22 protein-coding genes and 2 pseudogenes are annotated in these 22,177 nt (G+C 66.3%); 6 read left to right on the top strand and 18 right to left on the bottom strand.

Annotation, left to right across the window (positions count from 1 at the left end; all coding sequences use genetic code 11):
- Positions 1-133: 133 nt before the first annotated feature.
- Genes ACFQS4_RS20935 through ACFQS4_RS20925 form a run of 3 tightly spaced genes read left to right on the top strand, consistent with a single transcriptional unit; the run spans position 134 to position 2,971 of the window.
- Entirely contained in the window at positions 134-1,417 is a 1,284-nt protein-coding gene (locus ACFQS4_RS20935; RefSeq protein WP_500196211.1) for a DUF8167 domain-containing protein, read from the top strand.
- Positions 1,414-2,640: a DUF8167 domain-containing protein gene (locus ACFQS4_RS20930; RefSeq protein WP_500196209.1), complete on the top strand. Its 1,227-nt coding sequence runs from the start codon at positions 1,414-1,416 to the stop codon at positions 2,638-2,640. Before ACFQS4_RS20935 ends, ACFQS4_RS20930 begins: the two co-directional genes overlap by 4 nt.
- 55 nt (positions 2,641-2,695) lie before the next feature.
- A complete protein-coding gene (locus ACFQS4_RS20925; protein WP_253437948.1) occupies positions 2,696-2,971 on the top strand; it encodes a ubiquitin-like small modifier protein 1 in 276 nt (91 codons plus the stop codon).
- Positions 2,972-3,063: 92 nt separating this feature from the next.
- On the opposite strand, the gene ACFQS4_RS20920 is transcribed toward ACFQS4_RS20925, so the two are convergent.
- The 3 genes from ACFQS4_RS20920 to gatD all read right to left on the bottom strand — a co-directional run bounded on the left by ACFQS4_RS20920 (position 3,064) and on the right by gatD (position 5,608).
- Positions 3,064-3,198, bottom strand: a complete 135-nt coding sequence (locus ACFQS4_RS20920; protein WP_256548168.1) for a hypothetical protein — start codon at positions 3,196-3,198, stop codon at positions 3,064-3,066.
- Between the two features lie 136 nt (positions 3,199-3,334).
- Positions 3,335-4,336, bottom strand: coding sequence for a GNAT family N-acetyltransferase (locus ACFQS4_RS20915; RefSeq protein ID WP_500196206.1), 1,002 nt, complete (start codon positions 4,334-4,336; stop codon positions 3,335-3,337).
- A gap of 3 nt (positions 4,337-4,339) precedes the next feature.
- The gene (gene gatD / locus ACFQS4_RS20910) at positions 4,340-5,608 is read right to left on the bottom strand and encodes a Glu-tRNA(Gln) amidotransferase subunit GatD (protein WP_500196204.1); all 1,269 of its coding nucleotides are present in this window, start codon (positions 5,606-5,608) and stop codon (positions 4,340-4,342) included.
- Between the two features lie 149 nt (positions 5,609-5,757).
- Between gatD and ACFQS4_RS20905 the strand changes: the two genes are divergently transcribed.
- Positions 5,758-6,189: a universal stress protein gene (locus tag ACFQS4_RS20905; RefSeq protein ID WP_500196201.1), complete on the top strand. Its 432-nt coding sequence runs from the start codon at positions 5,758-5,760 to the stop codon at positions 6,187-6,189.
- Between the two features lie 37 nt (positions 6,190-6,226).
- Here ACFQS4_RS20905 and ACFQS4_RS20900 read toward each other — a convergent pair whose 3' ends face one another.
- The 6 genes and pseudogenes from ACFQS4_RS20900 to ACFQS4_RS20875 all read right to left on the bottom strand — a co-directional run bounded on the left by ACFQS4_RS20900 (position 6,227) and on the right by ACFQS4_RS20875 (position 11,324).
- The gene (locus ACFQS4_RS20900) at positions 6,227-7,456 is read right to left on the bottom strand and encodes an inorganic phosphate transporter (protein ID WP_500196199.1); all 1,230 of its coding nucleotides are present in this window, start codon (positions 7,454-7,456) and stop codon (positions 6,227-6,229) included.
- Between the two features lie 11 nt (positions 7,457-7,467).
- Positions 7,468-8,376 carry a universal stress protein gene (locus ACFQS4_RS20895; protein ID WP_500196197.1) on the bottom strand — a complete coding sequence of 303 codons (909 nt, stop codon included), beginning with the start codon at positions 8,374-8,376 and terminating at the stop codon, positions 7,468-7,470.
- 227 nt (positions 8,377-8,603) lie between these two features.
- Positions 8,604-8,816, bottom strand: coding sequence for a hypothetical protein (locus ACFQS4_RS20890; RefSeq protein WP_500196195.1), 213 nt, complete (start codon positions 8,814-8,816; stop codon positions 8,604-8,606).
- Between the two features lie 13 nt (positions 8,817-8,829).
- Positions 8,830-8,940 (bottom strand): annotated as a pseudogene (locus tag ACFQS4_RS20885) (ArsR family transcriptional regulator); the annotation flags it as partial.
- 73 nt (positions 8,941-9,013) lie between these two features.
- Positions 9,014-10,777, bottom strand: a complete 1,764-nt coding sequence (arcS, locus tag ACFQS4_RS20880; RefSeq protein WP_500196193.1) for an archaeosine synthase subunit alpha — start codon at positions 10,775-10,777, stop codon at positions 9,014-9,016.
- 82 nt (positions 10,778-10,859) lie between these two features.
- Positions 10,860-11,324 carry a universal stress protein gene (locus tag ACFQS4_RS20875; RefSeq protein WP_500196191.1) on the bottom strand — a complete coding sequence of 155 codons (465 nt, stop codon included), beginning with the start codon at positions 11,322-11,324 and terminating at the stop codon, positions 10,860-10,862.
- A gap of 214 nt (positions 11,325-11,538) precedes the next feature.
- Here ACFQS4_RS20875 and ACFQS4_RS20870 point away from each other — a divergent pair, with 214 nt between their 5' ends.
- Positions 11,539-12,927, top strand: coding sequence for a M28 family peptidase (locus tag ACFQS4_RS20870; protein ID WP_500196188.1), 1,389 nt, complete (start codon positions 11,539-11,541; stop codon positions 12,925-12,927).
- 36 nt (positions 12,928-12,963) lie between these two features.
- Here the strand turns inward: ACFQS4_RS20870 and deoC are convergent, their stop codons facing one another.
- From deoC to ACFQS4_RS20840, 6 genes are all read right to left on the bottom strand, one after another.
- Positions 12,964-13,602 (bottom strand): deoxyribose-phosphate aldolase, encoded by a 639-nt coding sequence (deoC, locus tag ACFQS4_RS20865; RefSeq protein ID WP_500196186.1) that lies wholly within the window; start codon positions 13,600-13,602, stop codon positions 12,964-12,966.
- Between the two features lie 136 nt (positions 13,603-13,738).
- Positions 13,739-14,239, bottom strand: a complete 501-nt coding sequence (locus ACFQS4_RS20860; protein ID WP_500196184.1) for a DUF5797 family protein — start codon at positions 14,237-14,239, stop codon at positions 13,739-13,741.
- 122 nt (positions 14,240-14,361) lie between these two features.
- A complete protein-coding gene (locus ACFQS4_RS20855) occupies positions 14,362-15,081 on the bottom strand; it encodes a DUF8832 domain-containing protein (RefSeq protein WP_500196182.1) in 720 nt (239 codons plus the stop codon).
- A gap of 267 nt (positions 15,082-15,348) precedes the next feature.
- On the bottom strand, positions 15,349-16,197 hold the full coding sequence (locus ACFQS4_RS20850) for an arginase family protein (RefSeq protein WP_500196180.1): 849 nt from the start codon (positions 16,195-16,197) through the stop codon (positions 15,349-15,351).
- Positions 16,197-16,571 carry a translation initiation factor IF-5A gene (locus ACFQS4_RS20845; protein ID WP_254157457.1) on the bottom strand — a complete coding sequence of 125 codons (375 nt, stop codon included), beginning with the start codon at positions 16,569-16,571 and terminating at the stop codon, positions 16,197-16,199. Before ACFQS4_RS20845 ends, ACFQS4_RS20850 begins: the two co-directional genes overlap by 1 nt.
- A 113-nt stretch (positions 16,572-16,684) precedes the next feature.
- Complete coding sequence (locus tag ACFQS4_RS20840) at positions 16,685-17,479, bottom strand: DNA polymerase sliding clamp (RefSeq protein WP_500196177.1); 795 nt, start codon at positions 17,477-17,479, stop codon at positions 16,685-16,687.
- Positions 17,480-17,591: 112 nt separating this feature from the next.
- Between ACFQS4_RS20840 and ACFQS4_RS20835 the strand changes: the two genes are divergently transcribed.
- Complete coding sequence (locus ACFQS4_RS20835) at positions 17,592-18,155, top strand: DUF8102 family protein (RefSeq protein ID WP_500196175.1); 564 nt, start codon at positions 17,592-17,594, stop codon at positions 18,153-18,155.
- Position 18,156: 1 nt separating this feature from the next.
- Here the strand turns inward: ACFQS4_RS20835 and ACFQS4_RS20830 are convergent, their stop codons facing one another.
- From ACFQS4_RS20830 to ACFQS4_RS20820, 3 genes and pseudogenes are all read right to left on the bottom strand, one after another.
- Complete coding sequence (locus ACFQS4_RS20830) at positions 18,157-19,251, bottom strand: aminotransferase class I/II-fold pyridoxal phosphate-dependent enzyme (RefSeq protein WP_500196173.1); 1,095 nt, start codon at positions 19,249-19,251, stop codon at positions 18,157-18,159.
- 85 nt (positions 19,252-19,336) lie between these two features.
- The gene (locus tag ACFQS4_RS20825) at positions 19,337-20,419 is read right to left on the bottom strand and encodes an enolase-like domain-containing protein (protein WP_500196171.1); all 1,083 of its coding nucleotides are present in this window, start codon (positions 20,417-20,419) and stop codon (positions 19,337-19,339) included.
- 83 nt (positions 20,420-20,502) lie between these two features.
- Positions 20,503-22,105, bottom strand: a pseudogene (locus ACFQS4_RS20820) (ABC1 kinase family protein).
- Positions 22,106-22,177: the final 72 nt, after the last annotated feature.

Genomic DNA, 22,177 nt, shown 5'->3' with positions numbered 1-22,177 from the left:
CGAGGTGTCGTCGGCCAGCGATTAAACGAACACGGTTTCGGTACCGATTGCTCCGACCGCTCGTCGCCCGCGGCGACTCGAGGCGCTCGCCGCGGTCGGTACTGGTTTATCCGATCCGTGACTGTCACAACGCATGGCAACGCTCCCGCTCGAGATACTCCTCGGCCTGTACCTGGGACTGCTGACCGGCATCGTGCCCGCGTTCGCCGCCGGTTCGCTCGGCTTCCTGGTCCGGTACTTCACCGGCGTCGGCCTCCCCGGCTTCGGTGTCGTGGTGATGGCCCTGTCCATCGCGAGCGTCCAGGGCGGTCTCCTCGGACTGGTGGAACCCGACATCGCCCAGTCGCCCCGCCTGCTCGTTGCCGTTCTGGTCGTGTTGATGCTCGCGCTGTACGCCCACAACCAGGGAGACAAACTCGGCGCCGAACTCCCTCGACACCTCTCGCTGACGGCGCTCCGCCAGCGAACGCTCTCAGCGGACGTCGTCGAGTTCGTTGGCAGCGTGGGCCAGGTGACCGTCCGACCCACCGGCGAGATTCACGATCTCGAGGGGTACCCGCCGCTGTCCCCGGCACTCCGATCGACACTGAAAACCGGTTCGTGGCGATTCCCCGCCGACCTCCCGCTCTCGGAACTGGCGGTTCGCCTCGAGGAACGCCTCCGGACGGATCACGACCTCGCCGACGTCGAGGTCTCCATCGATGAACGCGGCCAGGCGACGATCTCCGCCGCGCCGCCCTCGAGCGGCCTCTCGAAACGGATTCCCGACGGCCACCGGGCGGTTTCGCTCACGACGCTTGTCCCGACCGGGACGGCTCGCGGCGACGAAGTCGTCGTCGACGCCGATGGCGAACTCGTTCGAGGCACTGTCTGTAGTGTTCGGACGGAGGTCGACGAGTCGCTTTCGGCCGACGACGCGACTGAGGCTCCCGCGACCGATGACGCGAATGACGCACACTCGAGCGACGACGAACCCGTTTCCCCGCCTACAGCGAACGCATCCCGACTCGCCACCGCCGGGGGTACCGGCCGAATCACGGTCTCCCTGCCACGACGACGTGCGAGAACCGTCCTCGGCGCCGAGTCGGTCCGCCTCACGGTGAGCGCTCGAGCGACCGAAGACGCGTTCGAGGCGTTTGCGCGCCTCCGAGAGGCTGGGTACGCGATTAGACGGGCCGTACTCCGAACCGCCGATACGGCTCGTCGACTCGATTCCGACGGGAGCGACCTCGTCTGTCTCGCCCGCAGGCGGCCGGACGCGGGCGACGCTGGCACCGCGCGAGACTGGCAGTTCGGTACCGACGTCGAGAGACCGCTCGAGGCCGGCGACGAGGTGTACGTCGCCGGTCGCGAACCCGACGTCGAGGCGTTCCTCGAGCCCGACACGCGAGCGACCGTCACCGAGGGGGTACGATGATCGACGCCACGCTCACGAACCCGGACCTCCTCGTCGACGGAATCCCCCTCGTGTCGACGGGAACGTCGGAACTCGTCCTCGACGCGGTCGTGCGGATTCTCGGGTTCGTCGTCCTCTCGGGGGCCATCGGCGCCGGCGTGGCGTTCGTCTACCGATGGTACAGTGGCGACGGCATCCCGGACGGCGTCGCAGTTCTGTCAGGGCTCGTCGCGGTCGCCCTGTGGCTGAACACCCAGACCGCGCTCCAGTCCGCGATCCTGGGGGATGCGGACGTGCTCGACCCGTTGACGGCGACCTTTACCATCGCGTCGTTCGTCGCGAGCGCGATTGCAGCCGACGGCGGCCGCCGAACGGGCGATGGACTGGCGGCCGACGTCGGCACCGTCGCCACCGCCCGAACCATCGACGACGTGAGCCAGCTGGTCAGGTCAGCCGGGCGGGTCATCACCGTCGACCTCCCCGACGAGATCGAGGACGCCGAGGGCTACGATCCGGTCGACGACGACACGAAAGCGGCCGTCGCCGGTGAGACGCTGCTGTTTCCCCGCGGACTCACCGTCGCTGCCCTGCGAGAGCGCCTCGTCGACCGCCTCGAGGCCGATTACGGCATCGGCCACGTCGACCTCGAGGTGAGCCAGGACGGGACGGTCGACCACCTCGCGGTCGGGAGCGTTCCGTCGGGCATCGGGCCGACCCTCGCGCCGGGGTCGGTCGCCATGGCGGTCCGCGCCGATCCGGCCCCGGACGCCAGCCCCGGCGACGTCGTCGAGGTCTGGTCCGCCGACGGCTCTGACAGTCGCCGACTCGCGACGGCCGACCTCCGGGCGACCGCGGGGGACGTCGTTACGCTCGCGATCGGCGAAGACGACGCCGCCGGCCTCGAACCCGATCGCGAGTTCCGACTCGTGACGCGACCAAGCACGGCCGACGCGAGTCGGGGGCTTCGGGCACTGTTGCGAACGGCCGACGCGACCGTCGCGACGGTTTCCGTCGAGGCCGACGACCCCCTCGTCGACGCTCGAGTCGACACACTGCCTGGGCTCCCGCTCGTGCTCGAATCGTCGGAAGGCAATCGTGCGGAGACGACTCCTGCGCTGGTACCGTTCCCCGAAAGCGACCGGCGCCTCGAGGTCGGTGACGCCTGCTACGTCATGGGTCGGCCAGACGAACTGGCCCTGGCCCGGTCCAGGGTACGAGAGCGGGAACGGGAACAGGAGCGGTAGCTACTTGCCTCCAGCGACGATAGCCGCGAGTATGACCACGTCCACATCCACGTCCATGGAATGGAAGCTGTTCGCCGATCTCGCCGAGCACGCGGGTGACCGCGAGGTGTCCGTGGCCGCCGAACCCGGCGACACTGTCGGGGACGCCCTCGACGCCCTGCTCGAGGACCGACCGGCGCTGGCCGAGCGCGTCCTGGAAGACGGCGAGTTGCGCTCCCAGATCAACCTCCTTCGCAACGGTGCCGACGTCAGGTCACAGGAGGAGGGACTCGAGACGGAACTCGAGGCGGGAGACGAACTGGCGCTGTTTCCGCCGGTTAGCGGCGGCTGATCGGGGCCGGGATCTTTCAGTTTCGGTTGCGGTTGCAGTTTTAGTCGCAGCCGAGGTTTCGGTCACAGTCACTGCTGCGGAATACCCGCAAGTCACAACAGGAGCGTCAACACCAGTCGAATCGCCGCTCCAGCGACGAGCGTGACGATCAACAGCACCGTCGTAATCACGACGATCGGTGGAAGCTGTTTCTCCTCGTAGGTAAACAGAGTGTCTCCGAGCGACATACTCGAGGCTCCGAGTCTCGACAGTTAACCCTTTCGTCGTGTCGCGGTGGAGACGGTAAGTTGTGTTTCGGAGGTAGAAATGGTGGATTCCGATTCGAACGCCGACTCGAGCGCGCGTCCGTATCGAGTCGTGCCTTCACTCGACCCGTCCGTGAGAGCCGCTGAGATCTATCTCGAGGACGAAATCCGGTTCGTCTGAAATCGGCGCACCCGCGAACGAGGCGTCGCTGACGGTTTCGACCGTTTCAGGGATCAGGACGCGCGTCCGGTCGGCCTCGAGGCAAGCGGCGTCCCTGGCAATCGCGACGAACAGCGAGCGGGCGGCGTCCACGTCGTCCCAGGCGCTGACGCCGTATTCGACCCAGTGTTCGGTCTCGCCCGCCTCCGTTTCCCGGTCGTAGGTTCGATTGCGGTAACTCACGCCGGCGACGCCGCTCGGCCGATCGACCGTGAACACGCCCTCGTCGGCGGCGAATCGCTCGAAGTCGGCAGGAGTAAGCTCGCGCAGGGCCCACGACTCGTCCGGGTCGAGCGCCAGTCCCTGGAGGTGGTCTCGAGCCGCGCTCTGGTTCCAGTAGTGCCACGCCCGGGCCGCGTTGTCGGCGGTCGACACCGGATCGGGACCGGACGCATCGGGGTCGGGGGCGGGGTGGGCCCAGCGGAACTCCGTCGCGGGTTCGTACCCGGCCGACCGGGACGCTCCGAGCGCTGGCGCGTTCCAGGAGAAGATCATCAGTCGGCCGACGGTCGCCCCACCTTCGCGCGCCCAGTCGAAACACGCCCGGTTGAGGCGTCGGCTGAGGCCACGACGGCGGTAGTCGCGATGAATGCGCAATCCCTGGAACCAGGCCTCGTCGGGCGAGAGCATGACCGCCTGGACGAGTCCGGCAACGGAGACGTCGCCGGCGTCGCTCCTGCTCGCATCCACGAGGAACGTCCGCTTGTGGTCGTCGTCGAGGTCCTCGAGCCAGTCCGGGTACACGTACTGGAGGTAGTCCCCGCCGCGGTCGGTCCAGATGTCGCTCGTCAGTTCGACGACCGCGTCCTGGTCCTCGAGCGTCGCCTGCCGGATCTCGAGGGCGTCGTCTGTGTCGTCAGCGTCGGCCCCATCGCCAGGTTTGGTGTGACTGTCGTGCATGGCTCACCGCTGGCTCTCCCACGGGACGGATCGCTCCTGGATCTCCCCCGCGAGCGAGGTTCGCATCGCTTCTTCGGGGTCCTCGGCGTTCGCCAGTGCCCACATCAGCTTCACTTTCGCGGTGCCCGGCAGCATGTCCTCGCCCTCGAGGACGCCCGCCGCGAGCAGGTCCCGGCCCGTGTCGTAGACGCGGTCACAGACTCGCCCCTCGAGACACTGGCTGGTCACGACGACCGTCGTGCCCTCGTCGACCAGTTCCTCGACCTTCGGAATCAGGTCGGTGTGGACGTGGCCGAGCCCGGTTCCCTCGAGGACCAGACCCGCCGACCCTGCGGCGACGTCGAGGAAGGCGGGGTCCATGCCGGGAGTGAACTTGACCAGTTCGACGTCCTCCTCGAGGTCGGCCTCAACGGCGAGGTCGACCGCGTCGCGTTCGCGGTACTCGCCACGGAAGGTGACCGACTCGCTGTCGTAGTCGACCTCGCCGACCGGTTCGGCGCCGACGGTTTCGAAGGCGTCCCGGCGCGACGTGTGGTTCTTTCGGACCCGAGTTCCGCGGTGAAGCGCGCAGGTCGTGTCGCTCTCGTTCGCGTGCATGCAGACGAGTACCTCCGCGCAGTCGCTCTTGGCGGCCTCGACGGCGCAGACGGCGTTCATCACGTTGTCCGAGGACGGCCGGTCGGCCGAGCGCTGGCTACCGGTGAAGACGACGGGGACCGGCGTCTCGAGCATGAACGCGAGCGCCGACGCGGAGTACTGCATCGTGTCAGTCCCGTGCATGACGACGACGCCGTCGGCGCCGTCTTCGATCTCCTCGGCGACGGCCTCGGCGAGGTCCTGCCAGATCGGCGGTTCCATGTTCTCCGAGAGAATGTTGGCGACGACCCGGCCGCGGTAGTTCGCTCGGCCCGCCAGGTCGGGGACCGCCCGGAGGACGTCCTCGGCGTCGAACTGGGCCGTGACGGCACCCGTCCGGTAGTCGACCGTCGAGGCGATGGTGCCACCGGTCGAGATGAGCGCGATGGTGGGGAGGTCCTCGTCGAACTCGATCTCGGAGGTGGCATCGGACTCCGCTTGCGCGCTCTCGACGTCGTAGACGTCCTCGGCGAGCACCTCGAGGGCTGCCTCCTCGCGGTCGATACCGACGTTGTACCCGCCCTCGAGTTTCACCACGACGTGCTCGTCGGTGCTCGAGGGGAGCAGTACGCCCTCGTACGTCCGGCCCGCACGATCGACGCGGATTCGATCGCCGGGGGCTGGGGTCTGACTCATGGTGGTCGCTTTCGCGTCGTCGGACTTGAAAGCACGCTTTCGGGCCGGGTGACGGTGTTCGGCTCGCGGAACGGTCGCTTTCGTTTACCCGGAATCCGGTCGCATCAACCAGGGGGATATACAAGCCGGTGGCCCCCGAACGAGAACGCGTGGCTCCGGAACACGTGCTCGTCCCGCTGGATGGCTCACCGTTAGCCGACGATGCGCTCGCACACGCCCTCGAGACCTTCGACTGCCCCGTCACTGTATTGAACGTCGTCACCCCGCTCGACGCGACCATGAGCGAAGGCGGCGTACTGGAGGCCGACGAGGAGCGACTCGAGGCGGCACGCACCCATGCCGAGGAGGCGATTCGGCGCGCTCGTCGCCAGGTTTCGCCGAAGGAGCGGACGATCGAAACGGTCGTCGAGACCGGCGAACCGGCCGAAACGATCCTCGCATTCGTCGATGCCGAAGACATCGATCACGTCGTGCTGGGCGGTCACGGCGGCCCCAGGATGGGCGCCGTTCGCCGCCTGCTCGGCACCGTGGCGACGACCGTGGTCGGCGAGGCGCCCGTGTCGGTGACGGTCGTTCGGTGACGGTCGACTGGCGACGGTGAACGCCCCTTCCGTCTCCTCAACTCGTCCCGAGAAGCGACGACAACAGCCGATAGAGTCCGAATCCAATCCCAATAGACGTGACCAGCGTGAGCACCCAGAAGAGCACCGTCACCCCGATTTTTCGCCGGGAGACGCCGGCAGATCCGGCGGCCAGTCCACCGCCGATCACCCCCGATATGATGATGTTGTTGAACGAAATCGGAATGCCCAGCGCGATCGCCGTCTGGGCGATGACGAACCCCGGTACGAGCGCCGCAATCGAGCGCCGAACCCCCAGCTGGGCGTACTCTCGCGACGTCGCCTGCAGCAATCGCGGCGCCCCCATCCACGCCCCCGCCAGAATTCCCGACGCTCCGATGACGAGTAACACGACGCTCGGGAGCCCGAGTTCGGTCCCGTAGAGCGCCTCGAGCGGCCCGGTCGCCAGACCGACCTGGCTTCCGCCGCTGCTGAACGCGACGATGGCGCCCAGGACGAGCAGGAAGGACCGAATACCCCGTTCGACCGACGCGACCACCTTCCGACGGATGAACTGAAAGCCGAGGGCGGCGAACACGACGGTCGCACCGACGACGGACGGATCGACGCCGAGGACGGTCGGGCTCCCGAGCGCGTGTGAGACCAGTTCCGCGACCGACCCCTGCGAGCGGTCGGGGTGGGGGATCACCCCGAGTCGAATGTTGGCGAGAATACCCGCGACGACGGCCGCCAGCACCGGAACGCCGACGGTTTCCGGGATGTCGTCTCTGCGGAGGAGTTTCGCCGTCAAGAACGCGATACCGCCCGACGACGGTGGGACGAACAACCAGAACGTAATGATTCGTCGGTACGTGCCGAACGCCGGGTCGCCGCCAAGCGAGAGGCCGACGCCGACCATCGCGCCAGTCGTCGCGAAAGCGGCCGGAACCGGATAGCCGGAGTAGACGCCGAACGACATGAACGTCGCTGCGACCAGCAGTCCCGTCGTCGCGGCCAGCGGCGTGATCGCGACGCCGCGGATGAGTTCGGCGCCGACCGTCTCGGAGATGCTTCCGCCCTGCGTGACGGCACCCGCTGCAGCGAGAATTCCAATCAGGAAGGCGGATCGGAGCGTCGAAACCGCGTTGGCACCGATCGCCGGCGCGAACGGGGGCGAATTGCTGTTCGCACCGAGTGACCACGCCATGAACAGGCACGCGATCGTCGCGAGTCCGACGAACGTCCAGAACGTCAACGTCGCCGCCGGTACGACCGTCAGTTCCAGCATCGTCGCCACCGTTACCCTCGTCTCCAGAATCCCCTGAGTTTCTCGAGACGAGACGGGCTAACGACGGCACCCGAACGCGCGAGGATGACCGTCTCGTCGATTCGAGGGATGACCCGCTGAGGAATCGATCCGACGAGTCGCCGCTGAATCGCCCCCTGGCGCGTCACGCCGAAGACGATCACGTCGTGATCGGGTGCCAGTTCCGCTATCGTCACGGGAACGTCCTCGCCGGTTCGAACCGCCGTCTCGACCCGGATATCGGGACCGAAGACGGAATCGGGCGCATCCTCGAGCAACTGCACCCCTGCCTCGAGGTGGTCGCGCGCGGCGTCCTCGTCGACGTCCGGTTCGACGACCGAGAGGAGGTGCACCGTCGCGTCGTTGCGGGCGGCGATGGCCTTCGCCGCGAGCGTCGCCGGTCGAACGTGGGGACCGCCGGCCACCGGCACCAGGATCGAATCGACACCGTTCGCTTCGTAGCCGATTCGCTCGACGTAGAGGTCACACTGTGCGTTCTCGATGAGTTGGTCGAGGTTCGTGCCGAGGATCGCGTCGGTTCGACTCCGACTGTCGTGCCACCCGATGACGAGCGCGCGCGCGTCGGTGCGTCTAATCGCCTTGAGCACGCCGTCGGCGATCGTCCGACCGACGACGATCTCGCGTTCGATCGGGACGTCCTCGGGGGCCACCGTGATTGCCGCGTCGAGGAGTTCCTGGGTATCCTGGGCGAAGCGTTCGACGATCGTTTCGTCCTTGTATACCGAGAACGGCGAGGAACTGGGTTTGACGGCGACCGAAACGATGGTGACGTAGCTCTCGAGGAGGCGGGCGAGGTCGCTGGCGGTCCGAACAAGTTGCTCGGCGTGTTCGGGATTCGCGACCGCGACCAGTACCGGTCGATTCTCCGGAGAGCGGTCCATCGGGCTAAGTTCGACGGGCAGAAATGAATAGTTATGGTCTACGTGACGGTCTCCCGGGGACGACCTGACGGCGTACCCGTGGCTCGAGCGAGTATTGCGACGATCCGACAGCTACCATAACTCGAGCAAGCGTCGCGACGACCTGGCGGCTACCGTGGACATCGAAACGTCATGCCGAGCATTCGAGATGTCGCGGTGGTTTCAAAATGCAAACGTACCGGAACGACTCACAGACCAGTGTACGAGAGGAACGCGTACCCCAGGAAGACGAACCCCAGCACGCCGCCAGACAGGGCGATGAGCCCGCCGATAATCCGCATCGTGGTCGTCATGATTGGCGGATACTCCGGCTGTGGCTCGAGATTGGCCACGAGCACGAATACGAGTGCACTCGCCCCGAGGGCGAAACAGCCGAACGTGAGAAACGCGAGCGTGCTCATCGCGGCGAGCGGGTCACGCCTCCGTCGAATTATTGTAGCGGCTCTCGAACGCCCACTCGCCGCGGATCAGTTCGTCGACGCCTTCGGTGAGCGTGACCTCGCCGAACACGGTCGCCCGATAGTAGGCCATCTACGAGTGGCTACGAAGGGTGGTTTCTTCAGTGTTGTTGCCTCGAGAACCGTCGAGTTACCGATTTTTATTTCTCCTCGACGTGGCGAATCTCACAGGCCACGCCCCGTGTGCTCTCGACCATCTCGCGGCCGAACATCTCGGCGCGGCCGACGCCGAAGGCCTTCGGACCCTCGACGACGACCTCGTCGCCCACGCGGATGTCCTCGTCGGCGTCGACGACCCCCGGCGCCAGGACGCTTCCCTGCGGAACGAAGCCGTCGATCTCGAGGTGCTTCGTCGGCGCGTCGCTCTCGGCCCAGCGTCTCGCGCCCTCGAGCGTGAACGACAGGGTGCCGTACTGGGGGACCATCGTCGCCAGTTGCGTCTCCTCGGAATCGGTATCTCGAATCTGGAGGCGCGGATAGTGACTCGTCGTTCGGAACTCCTCGAAGAGGTCGTCGCCGGCGCCGTCGCCGAGTAGATAGTCCGCGAGCGCCCGGACGGTGTTGTGCTCGCGTTCGCGCTTCTGATAGGCGGACTCGCCCGAGAGGGCGTCGCTCAGATTTGCCAGGGACTCGTCGTCGGTCGGATGGGCGCCTCGGTCGACCGTGTAGGTCACCTCAAGGTCGAGTTCGTCCTGGACGCGCTCGACGATGTCGCGATAGCCCTCGTCGGGCACGTGGGCGACGATTCGCGGGTACGGGTTGCGCTCGAGGTAGCGCCGGAGGACGCGGGCGACGAACCCTTTCTCGTCCTCTGACCACCGCCCCGTGACGACGGTGTCGTAGTGCTGGGCCGGGTAGGTCGTCTCGAGTTCCTGGGGGACGACGCCGATGGGCGAGGTCATCGAGACGAGGTGGGCACGCCACTGGATTGCCCGGTGGAACTGGCTGTGGCTCTGGGACTCGCTGTAGGGTTTCCGGGCCGAACAGGGAACGAGCACGAGCGGCGCGTCGAACCGGTTGCGGTAGCGACTGGTCACGCGGTCGGCGAAGCGCTGGATCTCGACGCGCCGGAGGGTGTCTCCGGTCGCGGCGTCGAGGTCCGCCTCCCGGAGGATGGGCGTTCGCTCCTCGAGGTAGGTCCACTGCGCGTCGAGTTCGCGCATCGCGGCGGTGAGCCACTGTTCCTGGCGAGCCTGGCCTTCGACGTAGTCGCGCAGGCGGCCGTCCCGGATCCGCTGGCGAACGATCGCGAGTTCCGCGGCCAGGGCGTTCCGATTGTGCTCGGCGCAGTCCGCTCGCGTGAACTCCTCGCGAGGACCCTGGCAGGCCGGGCACGAACACGGCAACTCCTCGAGGTCCTCGAGGAAGTACTCGCTCTCGGTGGTGAGGTACTTGCCCTGGGTGCCCTTGATCGTCGCTCTGGCGGCGTCGAAGCAGTCGACGCCCGCGTAGGCGAGCAGGCCGACGTTTCGGGGGGTCGCGACGCCCGAGAAGACCAGTGCGGTGTCGGACGGGATGGCCTCCCGGACCGACACCACGGCCTCGACGAGCGCGGCCCCGTGGCCGACGACCGACTGCACGTCGGAGACGGCGTAGGCGTCGGTTCCCTCGTCGGCGGGGCTGGCGCTCGAGATGACGGCGACGCTCGGATAGGAGACGTCGGGGTAGTCGACGGCGAACGATTCGCGAACGGGGTCGGCCGTCCCACCGGGAAAGCCACGGTGGGGCAGGACGGTCAGCGAAGACTCGTCGCCGTTCGGAACGCCGCGGTCGGCCGCCCACAGCGAGCCGCCGTCCTCGAGCAGGTCGCCGACGAGCGCCGGGGTCGTCCGCGGCGTCTCGAGGCGGAGTTCGCCCAGGCGCGCGGCCCCGTCGCGCGCGTGGACTTCGAAGTAGTCGGTCATATCCACACTCGAGCGCGGCGGGTGAAAGAGGCTGTCGATACGGGTCGAACGCCGGGACGCGAAAATCGTAGGCTGGCGTGGCTTACTCGAGTTCGACGGTCACTTGCCCGTCGAAGGTGAGCATGATCGTCTGGGCGAGACTGCCGAAGAGGGCCTTTCCGGTCCGGGAGCGCTTGCGGCCGACGAGGAAGATGTGATCGCAGCCGTGTTCCTCGGCGGCGTCGAGAATCGCCGTCGCCTCCGTGTTCGCGTCGACGATTTTCGGGACGACGGTGAAGTCGATCTCGCCCTCGACGGTTTCGAGTGCTTCCCGTGCCAGCTGGCCAGTATTGTGGGAGAGGCGGTTTTCGATCGTATCCGTACCGTAGGCGGCGACGTGAGCGTCGCTGACCTGGCCGATTGCCTCGCGTTCGGCGTTGACCTCGTCCGTCGTGGTCATGGGAAGTAAGACGAGTTCGGCGTCCGCCCCGGCGGCGAGTTCGCCCGCGGTCTCGAGCAGCGATCGATGTCGGTCCGTGTCGTCGACGACGACGAGTCCTGTGTTCATATTTACTGATACGCTCGAGATTGTGATAGTACTTGCGTGAATACACGACTCATGGGGGACAGTATCGTGCGTCTGTGACCGTCTCACGGGGTTGGGGAGGCATGACACGGTCGAGTGAATCGAGCAACTTTTGTGTAAGGATTTGGATAGTTGGGCACTACCCATCTCTCGAGCCAACCCAACGACTTTCTCGATTCGAATCCAGGTGTCGAGCATGACCACACCGACGGAACCGGACGACTCGGGTCGGCTCGAACGGGCACTCGGGCGGGCCTGGTCCGACGACCGACCGTGGGCGCTGTTGACCAAACTCACCCAGCTCGAGAGCCGCATGGGCGGGTCGCCGGGCGAACGGGCAGCGGCCGACCTCGTCGCCGAGGCGTTCGAACGCGTCAGCGTGGCGAACGTCGGTCTCGAGTCGTTCCCGATCCAGTACTGGGAGCGCGGGGAGACGACGTTCACCGTTACCGAGCCCGTCGAACGCGAGTTCGAGGCGCTCGCGCTCCCGTACGCCCCGGCGGCGGACCTCGAGGCGCCGCTGGTCGACGTCGGCTACGGGACCCCGGAGGAAATCGACGACGCGGGCGAGGCCGTCGAGGGAGCCATCGTCGTCGCGAGTACCACCACCCCGGCCGGCCAGCGTTTCGTCCACCGCATGGAGAAGTTCGGCCACGCCGTCGACGCCGGAGCGCGCGGGTTCGTCTTCGCCAACCACGTTCCCGGACAACTACCACCGACCGGGTCGTTACGGTTCGACCGCGAGGCAGCCATCCCCGGAATCGGCGTCAGTGCGGAGACCCACGACTGGTTGACGGAGTACGCCGATTCGCCGGCGGTTGACGCGGACGAATCCGAAAACACCCGGGCCAGCCTGCGCGTCGAGGCGACGACCACGGACGGCTCGAGCCAGAACGTCGTCGGCACCCTCGGCCCGGACACTGACGACGAACTCCTCCTGCTGGCTCACTACGACGCCCACGACGTCGCCGAAGGAGCCCTCGACAACGGTTGTGGCGTCGCGACGGTCCTCGGGGCAGCCTCGATCCTTGACGCTGTCGAGTCGGACCTCGGGTGTCGGGTCCGCGTCGCCGCCGTTGGCTGCGAGGAAATTGGGCTACTGGGCGCCGAAGCCCTGGCCGAGCGCCTCGACCTCGAGTCCGTCCGCGCCGTCGTGAACGTCGACGGGGCGGGCCGGTTTCGGAATTTGCAGGCGTGCTCCCACGCCTCAGAAGAGATGCGGGCGCTAGCGACCGAAATCGGGGAACGCTACGGTCAGCTCGTCGTTCACGAACCCGATCCGCATCCGTTCAGCGACCACTGGCCGTTCCTCCGGGCCGGCGTGCCCGCCCTCCAGTTACACAGCGAACCGGCCGGCGGCGGCGAACGAGGGCGTGGCTGGGGACACACGGCCGCCGACACTCGTGACAAGGTCGATCCGCGAAACGTCCGAACGCACGCGATGCTCGCGGCAGCCCTGGTTCGCAAACTCTCGAGGCGAACCCCGCCCCGAATCGACGGCGCGGATCTCCGGGAGGCGTTTCGAGAACAGCACTACGAACCGGGAATGCGCGCGTCGGATACCTGGCCTCGCGCCTGGGATTGAACGGGACGCTCCCTCGAGACCGGTTACTGACACCGATCAGGCGTCCGGGGCCCCCTCGAGAATCACCACCCCGCTCGAGGCGCCGATTCGCTCGGCGCCGGCGTCGATCATGTCCAGGGCTTCTTCGTAACTCCCGACGCCGCCGCTCGCCTTGACGGGGAGGTACTCGCTCATCAGTTCCACGTCCGCGACGGTGGCCCCGCCGTCGGCGAACCCGGTCGACGTCTTGACCATCGTCGCGTCTGCCGCCTTCGCCGCCTCGCAGGCCGCGCGCTTCTCCTCGTCGGTCAGCAGCGCCGTCTCGATGATCACCTTGACGGGGATTGGGACGGCCGCGACCAGTTCCTCGAGTTCGGCCTCGACAGCGTCCGTCTCGCCGGCTTGCAGGAGACCGACGTTGATTACCACGTCGAGTTCGTCGGCACCGGCCTTCCAGGCGAGTTCGCCCTCGAGGTGTTTCACCTCGTGGTCGTGCTGGCCGTGTGGGAAGCCGATGACGGTCGCGAGCGTGACGTTCGGGTGGGTTTCGGCGGCACCTTCGACCGCGTACGGCGGAATGCAGGCGTTCATCCCGTGTTCTGCAGCCTCGTCCAGGACGCGTTCGACGTCGGACGGCGTCGTCTCGGGGCCGAGGACGGTGTGGTCGATCAGGGGTGCGAGTTCGCTGCGGTCCATACCGGCCCGACTCGCTCGTGGGATAAAAAGACGCCCGGTAGTGTGCGGTCTCCGGACCGACGGTCGTGGCAGTTACCTCGAGACGGCGACCTCGCGTTCGCCGGCAATCGGTACAAGACCTCGAACTCGCGGGCAGTCACCTCGAGACGTCGACCTCGAGGTCGTCGCGCTCGACGGCGAGTCGGAACGTGGGAACCGTCCGATACTCGACGTCGACGACGTCCTTGCGCCGGAGACTCTGGAGACCGGATCGGACGTCCTCGACGTCGGGGTCGACGTCGAACGCGTCCCGGAGGGCGTGGAGGACGGCGACGACGCTCTGGGAACGCTCCTCGGGTCCGGCGAGTACCTCGACGATTTGCGCCTGGAGTTCGGGGACGCGGATCCGCGAGGGCGGTCCCTCGCCTTCCTCGCTGACGACGCCGGGTTCGACGTCGACCAGGTCTGCCGCCTCGGGGGTCGCCCGGATCAGGCTGTTGTCGTCCCGAAAGTAGTAGTCACCCAGCTCGTTCTCGAGGAACTGGTGGACCTCGCTCCCGCTCTCGAGGTTCCATCGATCCTGCAACTCGCTGTTTTTCGTCGGCTGTAGCTCCACCACGTCCGCCAGTCGATCGCGAGCCTCCTCGGAGAGCGTCATCCTCGTATCACCTCGACGTACGGGGGTCCGCTATTTTTGCGTTGCGTCACGGGGACGGGACCCGAGTCGCGATTGGACTCGACCAGCGACGGGGTAGGCCTGCGGCGAGACTCCGGTACCCGTTACGCTTCGACGCGAACGTCGAATCGCGTCGTGATCAGGGTTCCAGCGGGTTTGGTCTGGAGGAACAGCCGGTACCGACCGGGCGTTGGAAATCGTACGCGGAACGCCGCGTGACCGCTCTCGGCAGCTGTCTCCTCCGGGTGAACGTGGAGGTATGCCAGATCGCCTTCCCGTAGCGCGACGAGATGACCGAGCGCACCAAGGTATCGGTCTAAGCGGGCGACGGCCCCGTCCTCCGTCAGGACCTCGAACTCCAGCTCGGCGGTTTCGCCGGCTTCGACGTCGTCCGCCAGGAGTTCGACTTCGTACCCGTCCGCGGCATCGCGTCGCGACGATCCGGGTCGCGGCTCGACACCATCGTCGCCGGAGGCGAACAGGTCGTACCCGAGCGTCGTCGCCCGCCCGTCGACGACCACGTCCACAAACGCACGATAGACGCCTGGGTCGGGAAACGTGAGCCGCTCGAGTCGCCAGGTTCCGTCCGACTCCAGTTCGGGGTGGCGGTGCTGAAACCGGGTCAAATCTCGACGCACCACGATGAGGTGAGCGCGCTGCCCATGGGCGGTCTCGAAGTCGGTCACGACCGACCCGTCCTCGACGATTTGGAACGACCAGTTCGTCCGCTCTCCCGGATCGAATCGCGTCTCTGACGGAACGAGTCGGAGACCGTTCGCGGCGAGCGAGAGGCCGGCCGGCACGGCGTGTCCGGCGGCGTCCATTTCTCGAGTTGAGTTTCGAGAATCGTCATGACCGTCGTGATCGGAGTGGTGTTCCATACCGTTCGGAACGGTCGCTATCCACGTAATTACGGTGCGCGCAGAATCGTCGACGTCGACACCGCGCCCCGATTGAACGTCGTCACCCCGTTGGAATCCCTCAACGGAGTGATCGGTTCGGATTCGAGTTGTCAACGAAGCGTAGTGCCGACGGTAGCAGGGGATCTACACCGGTCGGCGGCCATTGCAGCACAAACTGAAGTGTAAGCATTACTCGAGCGCGTCGACGCGCGAGAAGACGAACTCTCGCAACAACTTCCCGGCCAGCGAAGCGGCCTGGCCATCGTCGCGGTCGTTGACTTCTACCGCGTCGAACCCGGTGGCGTGTGGTGCGACAGTCCGTACGACGTCGCGCATCGTCCGGGGCTCGAGGCCGAACGGCTCCATCGTCCCCGTGCCCGGCGCGTAGGCCGGGTCGGCGCCGTCGATGTCGACGCTGAGGTACGCCTCTCGACCCTCGAGGCGGTCCTCGAGTTCGGGGACGAACGCCGCGGCCTCCTCGGGAGGAACGACGGTCACGTCGTCCTCGCTCGCCCGCTGCCACTCCTCCTCGCTCCCTGTCCGCGCGCCGAGGATGATCGCCTCCTGGACGTCGATGTCGGGTGCGTCTTCGTAGTCGCCGGGATCGAGAATCCGGCGAGTCACGCAGGCGTGACTGAGCGGATTGCCGTCGTACTCGCTCCGCAAGTCGAGGTGGGCGTCCAGACAGACGAACACGTCCGGGTCAACCGCGCCCGCGCCCGCCGCCGAGACGGTGTGCTCGCCGCCTAGCAGTAGGGGGACGGCGTCGTCCCAGTGGACGTCGCGCAGGGTACCCTCGAGAAACTCGAGGTACTCGTCCACCGCGTCCCACGCTCGAATATCGCCCGCGTCGTGGACGCCGCAGTCGGTGAATCGCCGGCCCGTCCGGTAGTCGTAGTCGTCGAACGTCTCCGAAAAATGGCGGATGCGTCGGGGACCGAAGCGAGTCCCCGGCGCGAAGGTCGTCGATGCGTCGAGGGGCGCACCGACGACAACGAAGTTCGCCTCCGTTCGATCGGCGGTCGCCCCCGGGTACATCAGACGATCTTGCGCTGGCCTTCCATCTCGAGGTACTCGATGTTGTCGTCGGGGGACGCGTCGACGTCCTCGGGAATGCGCATCGTGATGGTCTCGTAGGTCTCGAGGTCCATGACCTGCATGTCGTTGCCGTCGACGGAGACGATCTGACCCTGTTTGCGGTTGATGATCGGGACCCAGATCTTCGCGTCGACAGGCTGGGACAGCGACCGTCGCTTGCCGTCGAAGACGCCTCGAGCCTCGATTCGGGCCTTGGCGCTGCCGTGTTTGCCGGGCTTTGCCGTCGAGTAGGAGTCGATTTTACACGCTGCGTCGTCGATCAGGACGTAGCCGCCTTCTCCGAGGTCGCGAACTTCTTTCTGTTGCTTCGCCATACAGCGGGGTAATCAATCGAACGTGATAAAGGGATTGAATCGCGCTCTGTGTCGAATCGACGGCCTCGAGCGGTCGATCGGCCCGGAATAGTGGGGACCGCGAATCGCGTCGTTCAGGTCGCGCTGATCCGGGGTGCCACGAGGTACTCCACGTCGCCGCCTCCCTCGGCGAACTCGTAGCGGATCGACAGCGGTTTCTCGGTTCCCAGCCCGAGACCGACGTCGACGCCGCCCGGCATCGCCCGGTTGATCGAGGCGAGGTAATCGACGGAGAACAGGGAGACGGCGTCGGCTGGTTCGAGATCCACCAGGTCGGCCGCCGACAGAGTCAGCGAGACGTCGTCCGTATCGCCGTCGGCGCGGACCTCGAACACCTCGTCGGCGGCGTCGAGTTCGAACTCGAGGTGCGTCGAGACCATCTCGGCGGCCCGCACCGAGCGATCGAAGGTCTCGGCACTGGCGACCACCGCTCCCGCGAGGTCGAACGCGTCGCTCGACCCCTCTCGCGGGGAGCGAATCGTCTCCGGATCGAGGAGCGCGAGCGTGTACTCGAGTTCGTCGATGCGAATCGACAGCGTCCGGCTTTCGGCTTTCACCTCGAGGGCGACGAGCTGGTCGCGGTCAGCGATTCCGACGACGTTGCGAAGTCGCTCGAGGTCGATTCCGAGGTGATCGGGAGCCCCCTCGAACGATTCGAAGGCGGTTCGCTCGAGCGTGACGTCCGCTCGGACGACGGTCGCCGCGTCGATCGCCGCGAGGCGGAGCCCGTCGGGATCGACGTACAGGTGACACTCGTCGAAGACGGCGTGCGCGACGTCGACGGTTCGTTTGATCGTTTCGGCGTCGATCACGCCACAAAACGTCGTGGTAGCGCTCGAGTTCGACTCCTGAACTGTTTGCTCGACCATACCACCTCAACCTCGAATGGGAAGGATAAGTGTTCCTAGATGAATTTGATAGATACCTCATAATAGGTTATCTATATATGTGTATAGAATAGTAGATAACCCATATCCGAGTATGAAAGACGACAGTCGTCCCCGCGGAATCCTGAGCAGCGCCGACCGCGCGTTCCTGCGCGGCGAGTCCGACCTCGCGAGCGTCCAGTCCGAGCGAAATACGCGGGCTCGCATCCGCGAACGACTCTACCACGGCGTTCGCGACTTCGAACTGCTCGTCGAATCGCTCTCCGACGACGACCGGAAACTCGTCTTCGAGAAACGGTTCGGCGAAATCGACGGCACCGAGGCGTTCGACGCGATGGTCTCGGCCGTGGCCTTCCTCTACCTGGCCGCGGACGACACCGACCTCGAGTTCCAGACCCTGTTGACGGAGGGGATCAACCTCGCCGAAGCGCGCCGGGACCGCGCCGCAACGGTTTCGCTGGACGTGACCTACCAGTCGCTCACCGTCGATCAGTTGCGACACAAACTGAAGCGAGGCGAACCCCTCTCGCTCACCGAAATCGCCTATCTCCACGACAGCGAGGAGATTCGACGGGACGAACTGGCGCGGTACTTCTCCGACGTCGACGTGGACGAGATCGACGACGGACGAATCCAGTCGAAGGTGACGAGCTTTTGACTCACCTGATCACGCGGCTCACCCGCTCGAGACCCTCCTCGAGTTCCTCGGTCGGCAAGCCGAAGCCGATGCGGAAGTAATCCTCGAAGCCGAAGAGGTCGCCCGGCGCGAGCACGACGCTCTCTTCCTCGACGACCGTCCGGCAGAACTCGGTCCCGTTCTCGAACCCGTCGGGAATCGTCACGAATCCGTTGACGCCGACGGGGTCGTACCACTCGAGGCCGTGGGCGTCGACGAACTCGCGAACGCGGTCGCGGTGGGTCGCCGCGAGAGCGCGGTTCTCCTCGAGGATGTCGTCTTCTTGCTCACCGAGGGTCTGTTTCGCGACGTGCTGGCCGAAGATGGAGGGCGAGATGGTGGTGTAATCCTTCCAGGTCCAGGCGGCCTCGATCACCTCGCGGTCGCCGACGAGCCAGCCGAATCGGGTGCCGGCGAGGCCGTAGGCTTTCGTGAGGCTGGTGGTCGAGAGCCCGCGAGGGCCGAGACTGGCGACCGGCGGCAGTGGATCGTCGGCGAGCAGGCGATAGACCTCGTCACAGAGCAGGTAGGCGTCGTTGTCCGCCGCCAGGTCGTAGAGCGCCTCGACTCGCTCGAGCGGATGGTACCGCCCCGTGGGATTGTTCGGGTTGTTGAGGACGATGACCCGGGTGTCGGGACGGATCGCGTCGGCGACCGCGTCGACCTCGAGTTCCCACGTCGGCGGCTCGAGCGACACTCTCGTGACCTCACCGACGGCCTCGGGAACCGCGTGGAGCGCCTGGTAGGTGGGCGTGACGACGACGGCGTGGCCGTCGCCTGCGGCTCGCGACGACCTCGCCGACCCGTCGGCGCCGAGTAGCGACAGAAACGCCAGGAAGTTCGCCTCCTGGGTGCCGACGGTGAAGAGCACCTCGTCGGCCTCCCGGTCGTAGCGGTCCGCGATGTCGGCCCGGAGATCGGGATCGCCATCGGTCGGAATCACGTATCCCAGGTCGCCGGGATCGGTGTCGAATCGACTTGCCGGCAGGCTTCGAATCCCGCTCTCGGCGAGCATGATATCCGCCTCGTGTTCGTACTCGGCGAACCAGCGCTCGAGGCCGAAGGGTTCGATGTGCATGCCAAAATGAGAGGGACGAGACGGCAAAGAGGCACCGACTCGTTCGCAGAGAAACCCGACTTGCTACCACCGGAATCCGACTCGCCTACCACCGGAATCCGACCCGCTTGTCGTCCGCCGGCGGCTCGAGCGGACTCGGCGGCAACTCGGTGGCAACCTCGGGGTCGTTGTAGACGCCGGGGGCGACGTCGTTGGGGCCGTCGGGATAGTACAGCGCGGCCAGCAACTGAATTTGCCCGCGACCGACGCCGAGTTCGAACTGCCCGCCGCCGTAACACCGAATCCCGCGCTCCTCGCAGTAGGCGATCGTCTCGAGCAACGACTCGAGCGAGCCGAATCGGGAGGGCTTGACGTTCAACCACCGCGGCTCCCACGGCAATGACCCGACGTCCTCGACACTGTGAATCGGGGCGTCCCAGGAGAGCCGGTTCCGAACGTCGGGCACCTCGAGCAGCGGGCGCGTCTCCTCGGTTACACCCGGATCCTCGATCACGGCCTCCGGGAACGACTCGAGGATGCGCTCGTAGAAGTCCGGATCCGACGGGACGTCCACCTCGGTCCCCTCGTACTGCCCCTTCAGGTCGAGGATTCGGACGGCGTCGGTCGCCACCAGGTCGTCGACCACGGCGTCGGTCCACTCGGGCGTTGGATCGAGTTTAAACTCGAGGGACGGAACGGCATCGCGAAGGTGCTCGACCCGATCGGTCGACGGCGGCTCCCCGAGGCGGGTGCTCGCGACGAAGCGGAGCGGTTTCGGTTCGCGGTCGAGTGCGTCCCCAAGCGAGGTTCCGGCCTGGCGCAGCGCCAGGTCGAGCGCCGCGCTCTCGAGCGCCCAGCGACGGTAATCCCGGAAGTCCTTGCGGTCGGGTGGGCCCGCCGGAAACAGGTTCAGGTCCTCGAGTCGATCCGAGAACGATGCCAGCGTGAACTCGCCCTCGAGGCCGTCGGTCGGCAACCCGACCTGATGGAGGGCGTCGTGTTCCTCGGCGTCGTAGGTGACGTCTTCGCCGCGTCCCGTGACTTGCTCACTACTCGAGTGCGGTCCCGAGAGCGCGACCTCGGTCGTCACCCGCGTAAAATCGCTCGACGTGTCCCGCTCGAGTCGCTCGAGTTCGACGTCGGCGACGTGTACCTCGAGGTCGGCGAGACGGTCGAAGTCCGTATCCATACGTCTCGTTGGGTTGCCAGACCGATGAACGTTCGTGCGCTCGTGGCGCTCGAGCCCGGCCGATCGCCACTGACTGGCCTCGATTACTCCTGCTCCCGACGCTGTCTGAGATTCTGGCGCGTGAACTGCGGTTTCGTCGAGATGGAACTCGGCGTCCGGAACGACCAGTAGAGGACGATCGAGAGGACGGCCGAAAAGATTGCCGCGACGACCGCCGCGATGGGTGCGTCGAGCGCGTAGAGCACCCCCATAGAGAACAGCGACATGGTCAACAACATGCCGTAAACGAGCCGTTTCGCCAGGGTGGCGAATACCTGATCGCTGTCCTCGACCCCGACCCGGACGAACTGGTCGTCCCGTTCGAATCGGTCGAGCATCCGCTCGAGTTTCGGCGGGATCCTGACGGCGGATCGACTGGCGTCCCTGACCTCGCCCGCAGTGTCCTCGAGGACCCGCTGTATCGACTCCTCGCGGTAGCCCTGCTCGGTGAGGTAGTCCGTCGCGGTAGCGATGAAGTCGAAGTCGGGATCGAGGGTCACGCAGACGCCCTCGACGACGGTCGCCACCCGGAGCACGAGCGCAAGGTTCTTCGGGAGACGGAACGGGAACTCGTAGATCGAGTCCTCGATCTGGCCGACGATCTGCTGGACGCGGTACTGCTCGATGTCCTCGCCGCGCGCGTCGGCGATAGCGAGTTCCATCACGTCGGCCATCACGGCCCGGTCGGCCTCGGGACTCAGCGTTCCGATCGCGATGAGGGAGTCGAGGATCGCGTCGATGTCCTGGTTGGCAATCGCAATGTAGAACTCGACGATCCTGTCCTGGACGAATTCGTCGACGCGGCCGCTCATCCCGAAGTCGTAGAAGACGATCCGTCCGTCGTCGGTCACCGCCAGGTTTCCGGGGTGGGGATCGGCGTGAAAGACCCCGTCGTCGATGATCATCTGGAGGTACGATCGCTGGAGGTTCTCCGCGACCTGCTGGCGGTCGATTCCCTTCGCGTCGAGTTCGCCGACCTGATTGATCTTCGTCCCGTCGATGTAGGCCATCGTCAGGACCCGATCGCTCGAGTAGGCCTCGTACACCTCCGGAATGAGAAACCGGTCGTCGTCGGCGAAATTCGAGCGAATCTCGGCGAGCATCCGGGCCTCGCGATGGTAGTCCATCTCCTCGCGAATCGTTTTCGCGAACTCGTCGGCCAGGTTCTCGAGGGAGAACGACCGGGATTCGTCGACGAACCGAATCAGTACCGGAAGCGACCACCGGATCACCCGGAGGTCGGCCTCGACGAGCGTCTCGATTCCCGGCCGCCGAATCTTGACGGCGACGTCGTCGCCGTCGATCGAGGCACGGTACACCTGCCCCAGACTGGCGCCGCTGATTGCGTCGGTATCGAAGTCCTGAAAGCGGGTTTCGACCGGGCCGAGGTCCTCCTCGAGCACGACTCGCGCGTCGGCCCAGTCGGCCGGGGGTACCTCGTCCTGGAGGGCCGAGAGCACGTCGATGTACGCCGGGGAGGACGTCCGGGCGCGTCGAGAGCAACTGCCCGAGTTTGATGAACGTCGGACCGAGGGTGAGCAACGACTCGAGCAGGACTTCCGCGCGCTCGCGATGGGTCTCCGAGCCGACGCGGCGTGGCCGTCCGAAGACGAGCCAGCGGCGGCGGTCGCGGGCGTACGCCAGCAACAGCGGCAGGAAGTGCCACGCGACGACGACGAACCGTCGATACGCGCGAAGGATGCCCAGGTCAGGTCACCC

This window comes from Saliphagus sp. GCM10025317, assembly GCF_042663665.1.
Classification (GTDB): domain Archaea; phylum Halobacteriota; class Halobacteria; order Halobacteriales; family Natrialbaceae; genus Natronosalvus.
The sequence above is the reverse complement of the archived record's forward strand: the minus strand, read 5'-3'. Positions and strand labels throughout refer to the sequence as shown.

Coding starts and splice junctions, on each gene's coding strand:
- ACFQS4_RS20925 (WP_253437948.1), top strand. CDS start 2,696: ATGGAATGGAAGCTGTTCGCCGATCTCGCCGAGCACGCGGGTGACCGC.
- ACFQS4_RS20930 (WP_500196209.1), top strand. CDS start 1,414: ATGATCGACGCCACGCTCACGAACCCGGACCTCCTCGTCGACGGAATC.
- ACFQS4_RS20825 (WP_500196171.1), bottom strand. CDS start 20,419: ATGGATACGGACTTCGACCGTCTCGCCGACCTCGAGGTACACGTCGCC.
- ACFQS4_RS20870 (WP_500196188.1), top strand. CDS start 11,539: ATGACCACACCGACGGAACCGGACGACTCGGGTCGGCTCGAACGGGCA.
- ACFQS4_RS20935 (WP_500196211.1), top strand. CDS start 134: ATGGCAACGCTCCCGCTCGAGATACTCCTCGGCCTGTACCTGGGACTG.
- ACFQS4_RS20915 (WP_500196206.1), bottom strand. CDS start 4,336: ATGCACGACAGTCACACCAAACCTGGCGATGGGGCCGACGCTGACGAC.
- gatD (WP_500196204.1), bottom strand. CDS start 5,608: ATGAGTCAGACCCCAGCCCCCGGCGATCGAATCCGCGTCGATCGTGCG.
- ACFQS4_RS20835 (WP_500196175.1), top strand. CDS start 17,592: ATGAAAGACGACAGTCGTCCCCGCGGAATCCTGAGCAGCGCCGACCGC.
- ACFQS4_RS20900 (WP_500196199.1), bottom strand. CDS start 7,456: ATGCTGGAACTGACGGTCGTACCGGCGGCGACGTTGACGTTCTGGACG.
- ACFQS4_RS20855 (WP_500196182.1), bottom strand. CDS start 15,081: ATGGACGCCGCCGGACACGCCGTGCCGGCCGGCCTCTCGCTCGCCGCG.
- ACFQS4_RS20890 (WP_500196195.1), bottom strand. CDS start 8,816: ATGAGCACGCTCGCGTTTCTCACGTTCGGCTGTTTCGCCCTCGGGGCG.
- deoC (WP_500196186.1), bottom strand. CDS start 13,602: ATGGACCGCAGCGAACTCGCACCCCTGATCGACCACACCGTCCTCGGC.
- ACFQS4_RS20920 (WP_256548168.1), bottom strand. CDS start 3,198: ATGTCGCTCGGAGACACTCTGTTTACCTACGAGGAGAAACAGCTTCCA.
- arcS (WP_500196193.1), bottom strand. CDS start 10,777: ATGACCGACTACTTCGAAGTCCACGCGCGCGACGGGGCCGCGCGCCTG.
- ACFQS4_RS20875 (WP_500196191.1), bottom strand. CDS start 11,324: ATGAACACAGGACTCGTCGTCGTCGACGACACGGACCGACATCGATCG.
- ACFQS4_RS20895 (WP_500196197.1), bottom strand. CDS start 8,376: ATGGACCGCTCTCCGGAGAATCGACCGGTACTGGTCGCGGTCGCGAAT.
- ACFQS4_RS20850 (WP_500196180.1), bottom strand. CDS start 16,197: ATGTACCCGGGGGCGACCGCCGATCGAACGGAGGCGAACTTCGTTGTC.
- ACFQS4_RS20840 (WP_500196177.1), bottom strand. CDS start 17,479: ATGGTCGAGCAAACAGTTCAGGAGTCGAACTCGAGCGCTACCACGACG.
- ACFQS4_RS20860 (WP_500196184.1), bottom strand. CDS start 14,239: ATGACGCTCTCCGAGGAGGCTCGCGATCGACTGGCGGACGTGGTGGAG.
- ACFQS4_RS20830 (WP_500196173.1), bottom strand. CDS start 19,251: ATGCACATCGAACCCTTCGGCCTCGAGCGCTGGTTCGCCGAGTACGAA.
- ACFQS4_RS20845 (WP_254157457.1), bottom strand. CDS start 16,571: ATGGCGAAGCAACAGAAAGAAGTTCGCGACCTCGGAGAAGGCGGCTAC.